This is a genomic window from Mucilaginibacter sp. NFX135 (assembly GCF_048565145.1).
GTDB lineage: Bacteria > Bacteroidota > Bacteroidia > Sphingobacteriales > Sphingobacteriaceae > Mucilaginibacter.
Map to the genome: position 1 here is coordinate 2643347 of NZ_CP183412.1, position 15434 is coordinate 2658780.

Below are 15434 nucleotides of genomic sequence, written 5' to 3' on the forward strand. Positions count from 1 at the left end.
GCAAGGATTTTTAGAGTAAGGAACAAGGATTCAAAAATAAGATGGATGTAGTTTCATAATCTTTTTTCCAAAACCCTTGCTCTAAAAGTCCCAAAATCTTTGATCCAAAAATATGCATAAACTAACATTAACACTGCTTTTAACAGCTTCAATTTATTTGTGCCGGGCCCAAACGGTAAACCCAAGGCCACTCACCATGGCCGAATATGATAAGGCGCAAGCTTTTACTATCGCCGACCTGGATAAGGACACTTATGTGAAATTTGAGAATACCTATGTGCTCGATAGATATGAGAACCGTAAACCTTATTTTGTTACCGGTGCCGACGGCTTAAAGAAACGTATCGACTTGTACAAACTCATCGCTAAAGAAGGAATGCAGGAAATAGGACTAATGGTGTTTTATACCAACGAAAAAGGAAAACTATATAAGGCCCTTGTCCCCGATTTTACAGCTGATGCCAAAGTTTGGGCAAAATATTTTCAGGATATTGACAACATCAACAAAGAAGAAACAAATTTTATCCTGAAGCTATCTTATATCCTGTCAAAAGAGGTGAGCTTTCAACAGTACAAAGTTTTAAACGGCGGCAAGGATATGAAGGAAGAGGCCGCCACTTATGGTAACGATATTTGTTTTCCGGGAGATGAGTTGGTGACGATGGCCAGCGGCGAAAAGAAAATGCTAAAAAGCATAAAACCCGGCGATAAGGTGGTCTCTATTGATCCGGCTACTAAAAAAAGTTCTGCGGTAAAAGTAAAGGAACTAACCATACATGAAGCTAAAAACTACGCGTTAACCCAACTGGTGCTGGTATCGGCTATCGTAAAAAACAGCAATGCCGGGCAACAGATCAGCTTAAACACCAAAGTATTACAAGCCACCCCAAATCATCCTATGTTGACCAAACAAGGCAACCTGAAAATGGGTGAAATAACCGAAGGGCAGGAGGTGCTGTGCATGAATGAGCAAACCGGTCGTTATGAAACGTTTACGGTTTTGCAGAAAACAGAACATGGCGGGGGCTTACAAAAAGTGTACAACATTGTAGCTGATGGCGGTAGTACCTTGCTCATGAATGGCGTAATGGTTATGCAGAAATAACGGCCAACTCAACGCTCCCCTAAAATGGAAAAGGTATTATTACCCGGTTTTCTTGTTTTTTAACTATTCCAATAGGAATTTTACGTTTAATCGATACGGAAGCGTTTAAAACAATAGTACCTTCCACAAATATTTTTTAGGGGATAAGGGGCATGGCTTTAAAAACAACCATCATCACCGGGGCAACATCCGGCATAGGACAAGAAACCGCTTTGGCACTGGCCGCGCAGGGGCATGCACTTTATTTACTGGTACGTAATATACCCAAAGGCGAGCGGCTCAAAAAACAAATAATAGGTAAAACGGGCAACAAAGAAATATATGTACTGCGTTGCGACCTGGCCGACCTGCAAAGCGTGCGTGAAGCTGCGGATGAACTAACCGAAAAGCTATTTGCCATTAATACGCTCATCAATAACGCCGGTGGGGTTTTTGACGAACGTCAACTGAGCAAGAATGGGTTTGAAATGACATTAGCTACCAATCACCTGGGACATTTTTTATTAACCCATTGCCTGATGCCCTTGCTGCAAAAAGGACAGGCACGTATCATAAACGTAAGCTCAGAAGCTCATAAATGGGGTAGTAAACCACGGTTTGATGACCTTCAATGGGAGCAATTTTATAGCGCATTTAAGGCTTATGGCATGAGTAAGCTATTCAATATTTATTTCACCCAATTACTGGCCGAAAAATATGCCAATAAGGGTATTCTGTCATTCTCGGCGCATCCGGGTTTGGTGAAAACTGCTTTTGGGGCTACCCTCAAAGGTTTTGGCAAAATAATGATGCTGCTGGCACGCCCGTTTATGATAACTCCTGAACAGGGAGCCGAAACCATTATATACCTGGCTACCGCAGCAAAACTCGAAAAACATAACGGCGCTTATTTTATCAAAAAGACGGTTGCCAAAACCTCGGCTATTGCAACAGACACCGAATCACGTAATAGACTCTGGGCCATTAGCGAAAAACTCCTTTCACGGTATTTGATCTGGCCGGTTATCAATGCGGATTAAGGTTAAGAACCGGGGATCAAGAATTAAGAATCAAGAAGAAGAATCAAACACAAAAGACCTCTATCTTTAGTAATCGTTTAAAAATAAAGTTATACGATTCTCTTAATTCCTGACTCTTTGCTCTTAATTCTCTTTTTGTATCTTAAAAATTACCTTTTTTTACACCATCCGGTGTTGTGACATTAAAAGTTAATAGTTATTTTAGGTGACTTAAATATGACAATCATGCCTTTTAATAGAAAAATAATTGCTACCCTCGGATTGTTATCTGTTGTAGTATTAGGTGCTATGACATCCATGACCCCCAAAAAGCCACAGGATGACGGGTTTAAAAACCTCAAGGTGCTACCAAAAAACATCACCGGCGATAATCTTCATAAAGTAATGGAAGAATGGGAGCATTCTTTAGGTGTGCATTGCAACTTTTGCCACGTACGTAATGACGAAACCAAAAAAATGGACTGGGCGAGCGATGCCAAACCTGAAAAGGAAATGGCCCGCGATATGTTCAAAATGATGAATAAAATAAACCAGAAATATTTTCATGCCAAAAAAGATTCATTAGGCATGGTCATGCAATCTGGTATCAACTGTAATACCTGCCATCGTGGTACAGCACATCCCGAAGTTGTTATACCTGCCGGTGGTGCCCCTGGTGGCATGCCTCCGGGCGGTCAGCCCGCTCCTGCGACCGGTAGCCCTGATAAAAAAGGATGATCCTTAAATATTCAAAGCACCTCTTACATAAAGTAAGGGGTGTTTTAATTTACTATGAATATGAACAGTATAATCAAGGTCAGAAATGCTAATGAAGACGATCTGCTGGCTATTCTGCATATCTATAACGATGCCATATTAAATACCACTGCTGTTTACAGCGAACAACCGCATACACTTGAAATGCGCCAGGCCTGGTACCAGGACAGAATAAGTAATGGCTTCCCGGTGCTTGTAGCAGAATCAGGTGGAAAGATAGCCGGTTTTTGCACTTACGGGCATTTTCGCATCTGGCCATGTTATCGTTATACTGTTGAACATTCCGTTTATATTGACCCAGTTTTTCAGGGACAGGGTATCAGCAAACTTTTACTCCGGCCACTTATTGAAATAGCCCAAAAAAACGGTATTCATGCGATGATAGCAGGTATCGACAGCGAAAATCAGGTTAGCTATCATTTGCATCAGTCATTGGGTTTTAGGCAGGTTGCGCACTTTAAAGAGGTTGGTTTTAAGTTTAATCGCTGGCTCGACCTGCTTTTTATGCAATTATTGCTTGATGAGTAATATTAATTATCATTTTAAAGAAAAAAAAGCTATAAATTTCATTGTCTTTTAGTTAACTTTAGTCGCCCCCCTGATTGAAATGCGAATTTATTGAATAAATATGCGCTTTTGGTAGTTTTATTTCAGTTGGATGGTAAAAATCCCCTTAATTAACTGACAATGACTGTTGAAATTGAAGAAAAACCGGTTCTCACCATTGCTTCCCCCAAAAAAACGAGCCATGCACACACGGTTCATTGCAGACGCTGCAATAATATTAATATTCACCGCATACCTCGTGGCTCATTGGTAAAAATGTTTTTGTTTTGGCTGCCGCTTAAAAGATACGTCTGCTATCGCTGCCACAGCAAATCATACAGGTGGAAACTCTGATCGAGTCTGATTGATTTTATTATTCCTGTATCTTTTTTCCGGTCAAGAAAATAGTATTTTGCAAAGTGTAAATCCACTACATTTGTTAAATGCAAAAAATACTGATCGCTAACCGGGGCGAAATAGCTTTAAGAGTAATGCGCTCTGCGCGCGAAATGGGTATTAAAACTGTGGCCGTATATTCAGATGCCGACCGTGATGCGATGCATGTACGCTATGCCGACGAGGCGGTTTATATTGGCGCAGCTCCCTCTAATCAGTCATATCTTAATGGTGAAAAGATTATTGCAGCCTGTCAAAAAACAGGCGCTACCGGTATCCATCCCGGTTATGGCTTCCTGAGCGAGAACGCGGTTTTTGCGCGACAGGTAAAAGAGGCCGGACTGATACTTATTGGTCCATCGCCCGAGGCTATGGAAGTTATGGGCAACAAGCTATCGGCCAAAGCAGCTGCTTTAAAGTATAATATACCCATGGTACCAGGCACCGAGGAAGCTATTACCGATGTTGCCGAGGCAAAATCAAGAGCTGTAGAAGTTGGTTTCCCGATACTGATCAAAGCCGCCGCTGGCGGCGGAGGTAAAGGCATGCGTATAGTAGAAAGTGAGGCCGACTTTGAAGAGCAAATGGAACTTGCTGTTTCCGAGGCTACTTCGGCATTTGGCGATGGATCTGTTTTTATTGAACGTTATGTATCATCACCCAGGCATATCGAAATACAGGTTTTGGGCGATACGCATGGCAATATCGTACATCTTTTTGAGCGCGATTGTTCTGTGCAGCGCCGTCATCAAAAAGTGATCGAAGAAGCGCCTTCAAAAGTGCTTACTCCACAGATCAGGGAGCAGATGGGTAAATGCGCGGTTGATGTAGCCCGGTCTGTAAATTATACCGGTGCGGGGACCGTTGAGTTTATTATGGACGATGCCCTGAACTTTTATTTCCTGGAGATGAACACACGCCTGCAGGTAGAACACCCGGTAACGGAGCTGATAACCGGCATCGACCTGGTAAAAGAGCAGATCCGCATAACACGTGGCGAAGCTATTAGATTTAAACAGGAAGATTTGCAGATACGCGGGCACGCTATTGAACTAAGGGTTTATGCGGAAGACCCTGCAAATAATTTTTTACCAGATATCGGTACGCTTCAAACTTATATTACTCCTAAAGGAGCAGGGGTAAGGGTTGATGATGGTTTTGAGCAAGGCATGGAGATACCTATTTACTATGATCCGATGATTGCCAAACTGATAACCTATGGTAAAGACAGAACCGAGGCAATTGAAAGAATGCTGCGCGCTATTGATGAGTACCAGATAACCGGGATAACCACCACGCTTGGTTTTGGCCGGTTTGTGATGCAGCATGAGGCATTTACATCGGGCAACTTTGATACACACTTTGTAAAAAAATATTTTACTCCCGAAGTTTTAAATACCGAAGACGAGGGCGAAGTGGCAATTGCTGCCGTAATTATGGAACAACTGCTCAATCAAAAGAAAGCCATAACTGCACCGGTAGCAACAGCAGAAACAAGTAATTGGGTGAAAAATCGTACCCGCCTGCAGTAGCGGTTACAGCAGTTCTGCAAGCTCCTTAAAACTATCCACAGTAGCTATCATGCCATCGGGTACTTTACCAAATCCGTAGCTGGCAAAAATAAAGGGTACGCCTGCCTGATGTGCCGCTGTATAATCGCCCATGGTATCACCTACGTATACGGGTGCTTTAAGCTGATGATCGTTTACAATATCCTTAATATTATCGGCCTTTGGATTGCCTTTGGTACCAAAACACTGATGCCCTAAAAAATATGTGTGCATGTTATTCAGGTCCAGGAATAACTCGATATAACCGTTTTGGCAATTGCTTACAATATACAGTTTGTATTTGGTGCCCAGGTATTTCAGCGTTTCTTCAAGTTGCGGATAAAGCTCACCACCTTTGGCATGCAGGATCTCCAGCTCGCTGATAGCACAAAGGGCTTGTACTTCCTTACGTTGGTTGGTATCCAGATTGGGGAATAGCTTATCAAAAATGGCATCGTAGGTCATGCCGGTGATCGATTTAACACGTTCTACGGTCATCAGTTCATCAATATAATCTACTTTTGAAAGGGCTGCCTGCCAGGCCTGTGCTACGGTGGCTGTGCTGTCCCAAAGGGTGCCATCGAGATCAAAAATTATACTGTCGAATTGATTGTGTAGTGAAGAATTCATCATGGCGGCAAAAGTAATAAAAAGCGGGTTATTGTTCTGGCAGGCGGTTGATGAAAAAACAAGTCAATGTAAAATAAGTTCACCCTTTAGAGGGGTAAGGGGCTAAATGGTTAAATTCGCTTATATCAATATCAACTAAGAATAACTATTGAAAACAGATCGTCCACCCAAAAACACCATCACTCATAAAGTTACTTTAAAGGAACGTTTTGAGGCGCTCCGTAATTTGCCCGCGTTTTTTAAACTGGTATGGCAAACCAGCCGCTGGATGACGGTAGTGAACGCCTTGCTGCGGACCATACGCTCAGCTATGCCACTGGGGCTGCTGTATGTAGGTAAACTGATCATTGATCAGGTAGTAACGGTAAGTCATGCGCATGTTAAGGATATGACTTATCTGTGGCAACTGGTAGGGCTGGAGTTTACCCTGGCCATATTAACCGACGCGCTTAGTCGCGCCATCACGCTGATGGATAGCCTGTTGGGCGACCTGTTCAGTAACTATACTTCTGTCAGGATCATGGAGCATGCCGCCACATTGGATCTGGATCAGTTTGAAGATTCGGTATTTTATGATAAGCTGGAACGCGCCCGGCAGCAAACCGTGGGTCGCACCATATTACTCTCGCAGGTCATGAGCCAGGTGCAGGACCTGATCACTATGGGTTTCCTGGCCGTTGGTTTAATGGCTTTTAATCCCTGGCTTATTGTGCTGCTGCTTATTGCTATTATTCCCGCTTTTTTAGGCGAATCATATTTTAACGATCAAAGCTACGCGCTTACCCGCGGGCAAACACCTGAGCGGCGTGAGTTGGATTACGTACGTTACCTGGGTGCCAGTGATGAAACGGCCAAAGAAGTAAAGATATTTGACCTTTCGGGGTTTATTATCGACAGGTTCAGGCTCCTGTCTGATAAATTTTACGGCGATAATAAGCGGCTGGCCATCAAGCGTTCCTTATGGGGGACCTTTTTTGCCATGCTGGGCAGTCTGGGTTATTATGCCGCCTACCTGGTTATTATTGTACGTACGGTTAACGGAAGCGTTACCATTGGCGAGTTGGCATTTTTAGCCGGTTCGTTCAGGCAACTCCGCACTTTGTTGGAGGGTATCCTGACCCGCTTTACAGTCGTGTCACGAGGCGCTATTTACCTGCGTGATTTTTTTGAATTTTTTGAGATCGTACCTAAGATCAAATTGGCCGAAAATGCGCTGCCATTTCCTAAGATCATACAACAGGGTTTTACTTTTGAGAATGTGGGCTTCCGGTATATAAACTCTGATAGATGGGCCAACCGGCATTTGAATTTTACCTTGTTTACGGGCGAAAAACTGGCGCTGGTGGGCGAAAACGGCGCCGGCAAAACCACGCTGGTAAAATTGCTCGCCCGTTTGTATGACCCTACAGAAGGCCGGATATTATTGGATGGCATCGACCTTAAACAATATGACCTTACCGACCTCCGGCTTAACGTTGGTGTTATTTTTCAGGATTATCTGCGCTATCAGATGTCCTTCGCCCAAAATATAGCTGTAGGCAAAATAAGCGAAAAAGATAACCGCCCGCTCATCGAAAACTCGGCCCGTCAAAGCCTGGCCGATATACTGGCAGCCAAACTTCCCGGCAGTTATGATCAGCAATTGGGCAAACGCTTTGCCGATGGGGTAGAATTATCCGGAGGCGAATGGCAAAAGGTTGCCCTGGCACGGGCCTACATGCGCGATGCCCAATTGTTAATACTAGATGAGCCTACATCAGCCCTTGATGCGCGGGCCGAATACAATGTTTTTGAGCGCTTTGCCGAATTAACTAAAGGGAAATCGGCGGTATTGATCTCGCACCGTTTTAGTACCGTTCGTATGGCCGACCGTATTCTGGTATTGGAAAAAGGCGAACTGGTAGAAATAGGCAGCCACGCCGAGTTATTGCTTAAAGGAGGCCGTTATGCAGAGTTGTTTGATTTGCAGGCTGCAGGATACCGGTAAATTTAATCAGTAGTTAATGCCATATCGATATCTTCCGATATTTAAGTGATAATCGTATATCTTCGTTGTTGTTTATTTATAATAGGTTAATTGTTGTAATTATAGTGAATTATCAATAAATCAATAGTTTATTTAAGGATATTCAAAAATGCGTAGAAATACGTAGGCTATACCGTATTATCACCCTGTTATTTGTGGTATGGTAAGATTAATTTTGAATTAATGTTTAACGGTAATTGATCAAACATTAACCAACCTATTTACTATGAAACTTTTTTACCATTTTTTAATTTTCGTTTTTGTTTCCCTTGCACTCGTGGCTTGCGCCAAAATATTTACTTCAGATAGTGAAATAAAAACATTCAATAACCTGCCATCTGAAATAAAGTATCAGGATAACAATCAGCCTGATAGCGTAGCGCAAACAGATCTTAAAAAGAATTTTTCTATGATCTCAAGCTTTAGTTATAAAAGCCTTTTAAAAACAAAAAGGTGGGCAGATAATCAATATAATTATAACAGTGTTTTTTATATTAAAAATGTACAAATGGTTATTAACCGTTTAGGCCAATACACACAACAATATTAATGATCGTTTAGTTTAGTTAGTTTAATTAGGGAAACAGTTGACAAACAGTCGTTACAGCAATATAACGGCTGTTTTGTTTTTAACCTGGCTGCAGGTATACCATCTGCAACCAGGTTAGATAATACAAATTTGCCTCACTTATAACTTGGGAAGTGTCCAAAGGTAAAAAGTAAAGCAAAAAAGGGAATGGCGAGTAAAATATAGATCCTTGCTAATTGCTGTTCATCGGCATTGCCCATTATAAATACATTATATAAGTCTTTTTTTATGATGTTTAATTTCGCTTTCATGGTTCAAAAAATATGGATGTGATACAATTTTGACCCAAAGCCAATCACATAGTTTAATAGTAGCGAAATTATTTGATCATAAAAAAGCGCCGGCAAGTAAAACCAGCCGACGCTTATCATCATCATCAAAAGATCAGTTTATTTTGTCGCGGCTCATTTCAGGGTGATAGTGCAGGCCTGGTGTAAGCCAGTACAATAGCATAACCCTTGAATACCTGAAGTTAAAAGGCGAAAGTATAACCGCAATAGCCAATATAATAGTAACATATAACCATGGATTGTGGCTTCCGGTTAATACGCTTATGGCCACTGCCGCTGTTACCATTTCGGCAACATTAAAAGCGTAACTTACAAACATAGCCACATAAAAATAGCCGGGCTCTCTTTCATAAGTTAAACCACAGTGTGGGCAGGTTTTGTGCATTTGCTGACCCTGAAAGCCATACATGGGGGTAGCAAACATATCGCCACGTCTGCAACGCGGGCATTTGGCATGTACAAAAGCTGGCCATACCGGTAATTTATAATTGTTATTTTCCATGGTCGTTTAATAGTTTTTTTCTGAATTCTTCGGGTGTAATATTTTCCAGTTTTTTAAAAAATTTGGTAAAATAGGAGTTATCACTAAAGTTTAATTTCAATGATATTTCGTTAATGCTAAGCTGTGGATTAGTCAGCATACGCTTAGCTTCCAGCATGATCCGGTTACGGATCATCTCGCCGGCCGATATACCCATCATGTCTTTGCAAACGGCGTTAAGGTGGTTGGGGGTTATATACAGCATAGCGGCGTAATCCTTGGGAAGCTTGATGTCGGTATAATGATGTTCAATTAAATTTTTAAAATTTTTGAGCAGGGTTTGGTTGTAAGATGAATTATTGTTTACTGTAGGCGTTGTGGTAACCCTGTTAACCCTGATAAATATTTGAAGCATCAGCAGCCTGATCATATCCGCAGCTGATGCACCCGGATTTGCGGCTTCGGCTAATATAGTTTCAAAAAGTGGCCTGATAACTTCATAAGTTTCAAGAGGTAAATTAATCACTGCGTCGGCCAGGTTACCGCTGAAAAACGAAAAATTATCCAGGTAGCCATGTTGCAACACGAATGATTGGATGAACGATGCCGAGAAATTGATAATATAACCGTCTGTAAAGCCCTCAAAACCCCAGGAATGAACCTGTCCGGGTATCATAAAATAAATTTGTCTGGGTTTAACCTCAAAGTTTTCAAAATCTATGGAGTGTGTACCAGATCCTTCTGTAAATAATACCAGGTGATAAAAGGAGTGACGATGGGTAGTAAACAGGTTTTTATGGGTATCCAGGTATGGCGCAAAACGGCTTATCAGTATATCGTCCTGATTGATATCGGATAGCGAACAGATGTCATATAATGGTATGTTTTGTAACATGAACAAAATTACACATCAAATTGCCATTTATAATGGTACTATTTTTATTTTAAATGGTACTATTCAACGATAATTGAAAAATACCACTAATCAAAAATCTTATTTTGAACATCGATAATGAGCCTCCGATATTAAATAACGAAGGAAGAAATCGATGCTAGGCATTAAAAATTCATTATTCGATATTATTTCTTCTCTTTTAATTAATGCCATCGGTGTTATACGCATATTTTTTGGGTGCTCTACGCATATTTTTATGGTGTTCTGCACACATTTTTATTTTGCGGTCGTAGTGAAATTTGATAAAAAAAACATCACAATGAAAATCAAATTTTTAGTGGCTTGCTTAATAAGTCTATTATCAGTCACATCAATCTATGCTTACACAGGTCCAAAAACTGAGGACGCCGGTTATGCTTCAGTGATCCGCGACTTTATCGATAGCCATATGAATGGAAATTATAAAGAGCTTAATAAGATACTGGATGAAAATTATACCCTAAAGATCCCTCGCGGCAATAAAGTAATTCAGCAAAATAAATCGAGTTTAGTTGATGCTATGAAAAAAGAAGCAGGCACCCAGCAAAACTGTCAGTCAAATTATGAGGTGCTGGCCAAAAGTGATGCGTTGGTAATAGCCAGGGTTGATTTTAGTTACCATGACAGTATACAACATAATTATCTCATACTTGAAAAGGATGATGCTCAGAAATGGAAAATTACCCAGGTTTGTAAAATGTTTGAGGACCTGGAAACCCCGGCAGGTAATAATGGAGCTGTAACCGCCAAAAATTGAGTTTTTTAACTGATCTTAATAAAGCATTATAGGGGATTTTGACCAATTTGCCCTGTAGAAAGTGAATCACCCCAAAAGGGTGATTTTTTTTGTTTTATTTAGCTTTATTTTGAGTTTAATTACAGTAATACTGTAAACTATTAATTTGTGTGTAAGTGAACAGGTATTTTTTATATGCGGTGCGGGTGTTTTGGTGTGTTGTATTTATTTGTTTAATGCAGATATTTCCGGCTTTGGGGCAAAAATATACGTTCGCGCATTATGATATTGATGATGGGCTGATCCAATCGCAGGTAAACAAGTTTACTATGGATAACGATCACCGTTTGTGGGTAGCCACGTTTGGCGGAGCATGCCGTTTTGATGGAAAGGAATTTTTAGGATACTCCAGGCAAAACGGATTACCCAACAACTATGTAAGCACCATTTTTTCTGACCGTGCCGGCCATGTATGGTTTGGAACCCTCGACGGACTGGCTATGCTTTCTAACGGTAAGATCAGGAATTACAAACCCGCGACCTCTCAAAAACACAATATTGTAACTGATATAATTCAGGATGGAAATGGCACCATTTGGGCCGTAATGAGCTATGGTTTATTTAAAATTGCCGGTAATAAGATGGAGCCGGTATCATTTGATGACAACAGTAAGGTAACCACTATAACCGTTGATAAAAATGGCAAACTTTATGCCGCCGTTTACGGAAAAGGTATATATGCCTTAACCCGTAGCGGATGGGAGTATTCGACCCGCTTTAACGATAAATATGAACAACTGGCCGTAAGAAAAATATTGTTCGACAAGTTTGATACGCAAAAGGCTTACCTGCTAACCTGGAAAGGCTTGTTTTATATCAATGATAATCAGGTAATGCCCTATGCTCCGGCCCAAATGGCTAACGTAAAAGGCCAACTGCTATGTATTGAACAGGATGAGTATAAGAATATTTGGTTAGGTACCGATAATGGAGCCTATTGTTTAATAGATGGCGAGGTTATTCATTACGATTCATCAAACGGGCTTACTGATATTTCCATAGCAGATATATATGTAGATAAGGATAATAATTTATGGCTCGGGTGCCTGGGCAATGGTTTATATCGTTGCGAAGGCAGCAAGTATGTAACTTTTGATGGCACACAAGGCTTGCCTGAGTCGAAAATAATTATGGCTATTACTAAAGATTGGAATGATCATATTGTGTTAGGCGCTGATGGTGGTGGATTAATAAGATTTAATGGTAAAAAACTCAGTAACATAACAACACCGCCTAATTCTAAATATTTAGCCGGTATACAATGCCTGTATACCGATAAAAATAAAACTATTTGGATAGGTACAAGCCAGGCAGGATTGTGGCAATATGATCAAAAAGGTTTCAGACAGATAAAAGGAAGTGACGAAATAGCCTACCATGCCATTACGGCCGATGGCAGCGGGGTTATCTGGCTGGCAACATCACTGGGATGCTATTATTACGAAAATGGCTTGCTTAAGCAATTGGATGGTGTGCCTGAATACTCATCATCATTAGTCGCGGCCGGCCGCGATTCTGTGTTTATAGGCACACAAAATGGTATCGTTTTACTGGTTAATAAAAAAGTAGTTCAAACTTATAATCAAGACCATCTCAAAAACTCCGCTATCCTTACCATGATCAAGTATCATAATCTGATTTTAATAGGTACGGACGACCGGGGTTTATTTGCTTGGAACCTGGAAAATGATCGTTTCCAAAGTTACACTGTAAATGATGGTCTTAAAGCAAATGCCATATATAGTCTGATAACCGATGATGCAGACCATGTTTGGATAGGTACGGGTAAGGGAGTTAACCAAATGAAGTTTGACCCCGCTGCCGGTAGGTTTGTGGTTATTGACAATTCCGGTTCAAAAGAACCCGTTTTTGAAACCAATCAAAACGCCATATTGTATAAAGATCATCAGATTTGGGTAGGAACCACAAAATCTGTAATGGTATATAACACCCGTGCGCAAGTACGATCTTCGCCGCCACCACATATCATTATAGAAAATGTAAAGTTAATGCCGCAGATAAGCAGGAGTAAGGATACCGCTTTTTCTTATTTAACAAACGGGGCCACTTTAACTTATGATCAAAATCATCTTGCTATTTCTTTTTTAGGTATCTATTTAAAAAACCCTTCCGGTGTATCATATCGGTATAAATTAGTTGGTTTAGACAGCACCTTCTGTTCGCCTGTAAAAAACAATGTTGTAGAATACCCTATGTTGCCCCCGGGTAAATACACTTTCAGGGTAAAAGCGATTAGTCCGGATGGAAAAGTTTCGCCAGATACGGCTAACTTTAGTTTTGAAATTGTACCACCTTTTTATAAAACACTTACTTTTCAGATATCGGCGGTACTGTTTTTTGTATTAATAGGTTTTGGTTTGCAAAATATCTGGCATCATAGTAAAATACAGCGGCAGCAGGCCATTGAGGCTATTAAGCAGGAAGAAAAAATAAAGATCAGGCAACAAACAGCTGAAGATTTTCATGATGACCTGGGTAATAAACTTACCCGTATTTCCATATTGTCAGAAATTTTAAATGCCAAAATTGATCAAACCAAGACCGATCAACATGGGCTCGTTGATCAGATCAAACAAAACGCGGCAGCTCTTTATAATGGCACCAAAGATATTTTATGGGCCCTTGACCCTAAAAGTGATAATTTATATGAAACTTTGGTGCACATTAAAGAAATCGGCATAGAGCTTTTTCAGGATGTACCGGTTGATTTTGAGTTTAACAAAATTGATGACTACCTGAAACAGATTAAGCTGCCCATGGAGTATGGCCGCAATATTACCATGATATACAAAGAATTGCTAAATAACGCGCTTAAACACGCCGAAGCCGAAAAGGTTATAATGCACTGGACCTATGCAGATAAAGATGAGATCAGTTTGCGGCTTACCGACAATGGCAAAGGCTTTAGCAATACCATCATATCAAAGGGGCATGGCATGCATAACATAAAGGCACGGGCTAAACGTATTAATGCTGAACTGATTATTGTTTCGGAAGAAGGCAAAGGAACTTCGGTGGAATTAAAGTTCAGGAAAAATGTTGTCGCTTAATTTTTAAAAGAGATGAACCGTACTATAAAAATAACAATTATTGAAGATGATGAGACCATTAGAAATGGTTATGCTTACTTAATTGGCGCTACCGAAGGATATGAAGTGGTGAGCTCTTATAGTTCCTATGACGAGGCAGCCAAGAAAATAATCATTGATCGCCCTGATGTTGTACTGTTGGATATTGAATTGCCCGGCACCAATGGGGTAGACGCCATCCCTAAGTTAAAAAAGCTGTTACCCCAATGTTATGTTTTGATATTAACGGTTTACGAATCAGAAAAATTAATATTCAACGCGCTGGCCAATGGAGCATCAGGATATCTTACTAAAAACACGCCGTCGGCTAAAATAATTGAATCCATTAAGGAGGTTAAGGATGGTGGCGGCCCAATGAGTATTAATATTGCCAAGCTGGTTATACGCTCATTTCAAAAAAATCAGGAGTCACCACTCTCCAGGCGCGAAACTCAAATCCTGGAATTGATAGGCGATGGAAAAAGCCGCAGTCAAATTGCCAAAGAACTTTTTATCGACCTTGAAACCGTGCGCAGCCACATCAAAAACATATACGTGAAATTGGATGTCAACTCCCGCGCCGACGCTATAAAAATGGCTAAACAAAACAAGCTTATCTGATCTGGATGATGCTTTTTTCCGTAACATGGTAATCTTCAATACATTATTTATTGTATTTATTATTATTTGATAATAAATAAATCCCCCTATTTGGGGGATACGTTGCCTCAGCCACCGGCTTATCTTTGGTATGTGCAGTAGTTTTAACTGATCGGCTATTGTAACCCACACCAAAATCATCACCCTTAACTACTTGTTATTGATATTGGGTTGATTTCCATTGAAGTCTTTTATAAGAGTTATTGCAACATGAAATTGAAATATATCCCGGTTTTTGCAGAGGATGCCGACGTGCAGATAAATTTTTATACGCAAAAGTTAGGCTTTAACCCGATCAGTAATATGTCATTTGCCGAAGGCGAAGAATATACCGTATTGCAGGCCGACAACCTGGATGTGGCACTTGTTGTTGGCGGCAGCGCATTCAAAAGCTGTGTTATTTTAAATACGGACGACTGCCTGAAAGATTATCATTTATACAAAACCGCGGGTGTGTTTTTTTCTGCAGTTCCGCGTTACCTGCCCACCGGCCTTGCGGCCGAATTCCTGGACCCTTCAGGTAACCGGTTTATTTTATTGGAAGAAAGAAATTATACAGAAATATAA

General features: G+C 40.7%; 15 protein-coding genes. 11 read left to right on the forward strand and 4 right to left on the reverse strand.

The genetic code is table 11. From position 1 onward, the window contains the following. Positions 1–112 precede the first annotated feature (112 nt). The 5 genes from ACNURT_RS11380 to accC all read left to right on the forward strand — a co-directional run bounded on the left by ACNURT_RS11380 (position 113) and on the right by accC (position 5354). Complete coding sequence (locus ACNURT_RS11380) at positions 113–1105, forward strand: Hint domain-containing protein (protein ID WP_419701842.1); 993 nt, start codon at positions 113–115, stop codon at positions 1103–1105. A 152-nt stretch (positions 1106–1257) separates the two neighbouring features. Next, a complete protein-coding gene (locus ACNURT_RS11385; RefSeq protein ID WP_419701843.1) occupies positions 1258–2124 on the forward strand; it encodes an SDR family oxidoreductase in 867 nt (288 codons plus the stop codon). Positions 2125–2349: 225 nt separating this feature from the next. After that, on the forward strand, positions 2350–2841 hold the full coding sequence (locus ACNURT_RS11390) for a c-type cytochrome (protein ID WP_419701844.1): 492 nt from the start codon (positions 2350–2352) through the stop codon (positions 2839–2841). Positions 2842–2901: 60 nt separating this feature from the next. Beyond that, positions 2902–3408 carry a GNAT family N-acetyltransferase gene (locus ACNURT_RS11395; protein ID WP_370994298.1) on the forward strand — a complete coding sequence of 169 codons (507 nt, stop codon included), beginning with the start codon at positions 2902–2904 and terminating at the stop codon, positions 3406–3408. Positions 3409–3869: 461 nt separating this feature from the next. Continuing rightward, positions 3870–5354 carry an acetyl-CoA carboxylase biotin carboxylase subunit gene (accC, locus tag ACNURT_RS11400; protein ID WP_419701845.1) on the forward strand — a complete coding sequence of 495 codons (1485 nt, stop codon included), beginning with the start codon at positions 3870–3872 and terminating at the stop codon, positions 5352–5354. A gap of 3 nt (positions 5355–5357) precedes the next feature. On the opposite strand, the gene ACNURT_RS11405 is transcribed toward accC, so the two are convergent. Beyond that, a complete protein-coding gene (locus ACNURT_RS11405; RefSeq protein WP_419701846.1) occupies positions 5358–6005 on the reverse strand; it encodes an HAD family hydrolase in 648 nt (215 codons plus the stop codon). Between the two features lie 145 nt (positions 6006–6150). Between ACNURT_RS11405 and ACNURT_RS11410 the strand changes: the two genes are divergently transcribed. Beyond that, positions 6151–7989 (forward strand): ABC transporter ATP-binding protein, encoded by a 1839-nt coding sequence (locus ACNURT_RS11410; protein WP_419701847.1) that lies wholly within the window; start codon positions 6151–6153, stop codon positions 7987–7989. 265 nt (positions 7990–8254) lie between these two features. Continuing rightward, the gene (locus ACNURT_RS11415; protein ID WP_419701848.1) at positions 8255–8578 is read left to right on the forward strand and encodes a hypothetical protein; all 324 of its coding nucleotides are present in this window, start codon (positions 8255–8257) and stop codon (positions 8576–8578) included. Positions 8579–8712: 134 nt separating this feature from the next. On the opposite strand, the gene ACNURT_RS11420 is transcribed toward ACNURT_RS11415, so the two are convergent. The 3 genes from ACNURT_RS11420 to ACNURT_RS11430 all read right to left on the reverse strand — a co-directional run bounded on the left by ACNURT_RS11420 (position 8713) and on the right by ACNURT_RS11430 (position 10283). Next, positions 8713–8868 carry a hypothetical protein gene (locus tag ACNURT_RS11420; protein ID WP_419701849.1) on the reverse strand — a complete coding sequence of 52 codons (156 nt, stop codon included), beginning with the start codon at positions 8866–8868 and terminating at the stop codon, positions 8713–8715. 133 nt (positions 8869–9001) lie between these two features. Continuing rightward, entirely contained in the window at positions 9002–9409 is a 408-nt protein-coding gene (locus tag ACNURT_RS11425) for a DUF983 domain-containing protein (RefSeq protein ID WP_419701850.1), read from the reverse strand. Beyond that, complete coding sequence (locus ACNURT_RS11430; RefSeq protein WP_419701851.1) at positions 9399–10283, reverse strand: AraC family transcriptional regulator; 885 nt, start codon at positions 10281–10283, stop codon at positions 9399–9401. The genes ACNURT_RS11425 and ACNURT_RS11430 overlap by 11 nt, the downstream gene beginning before the upstream one ends. A gap of 319 nt (positions 10284–10602) precedes the next feature. Here ACNURT_RS11430 and ACNURT_RS11435 point away from each other — a divergent pair, with 319 nt between their 5' ends. The 4 genes from ACNURT_RS11435 to ACNURT_RS11450 all read left to right on the forward strand — a co-directional run bounded on the left by ACNURT_RS11435 (position 10603) and on the right by ACNURT_RS11450 (position 15434). Next, on the forward strand, positions 10603–11079 hold the full coding sequence (locus ACNURT_RS11435) for a hypothetical protein (protein ID WP_419701852.1): 477 nt from the start codon (positions 10603–10605) through the stop codon (positions 11077–11079). 215 nt (positions 11080–11294) lie between these two features. Then, positions 11295–14189: a ligand-binding sensor domain-containing protein gene (locus ACNURT_RS11440; RefSeq protein ID WP_419701853.1), complete on the forward strand. Its 2895-nt coding sequence runs from the start codon at positions 11295–11297 to the stop codon at positions 14187–14189. 12 nt (positions 14190–14201) lie between these two features. Next, a complete protein-coding gene (locus ACNURT_RS11445) occupies positions 14202–14828 on the forward strand; it encodes a response regulator (protein ID WP_419701854.1) in 627 nt (208 codons plus the stop codon). A gap of 249 nt (positions 14829–15077) precedes the next feature. Further along, the gene (locus tag ACNURT_RS11450; RefSeq protein ID WP_419701855.1) at positions 15078–15434 is read left to right on the forward strand and encodes a VOC family protein; all 357 of its coding nucleotides are present in this window, start codon (positions 15078–15080) and stop codon (positions 15432–15434) included.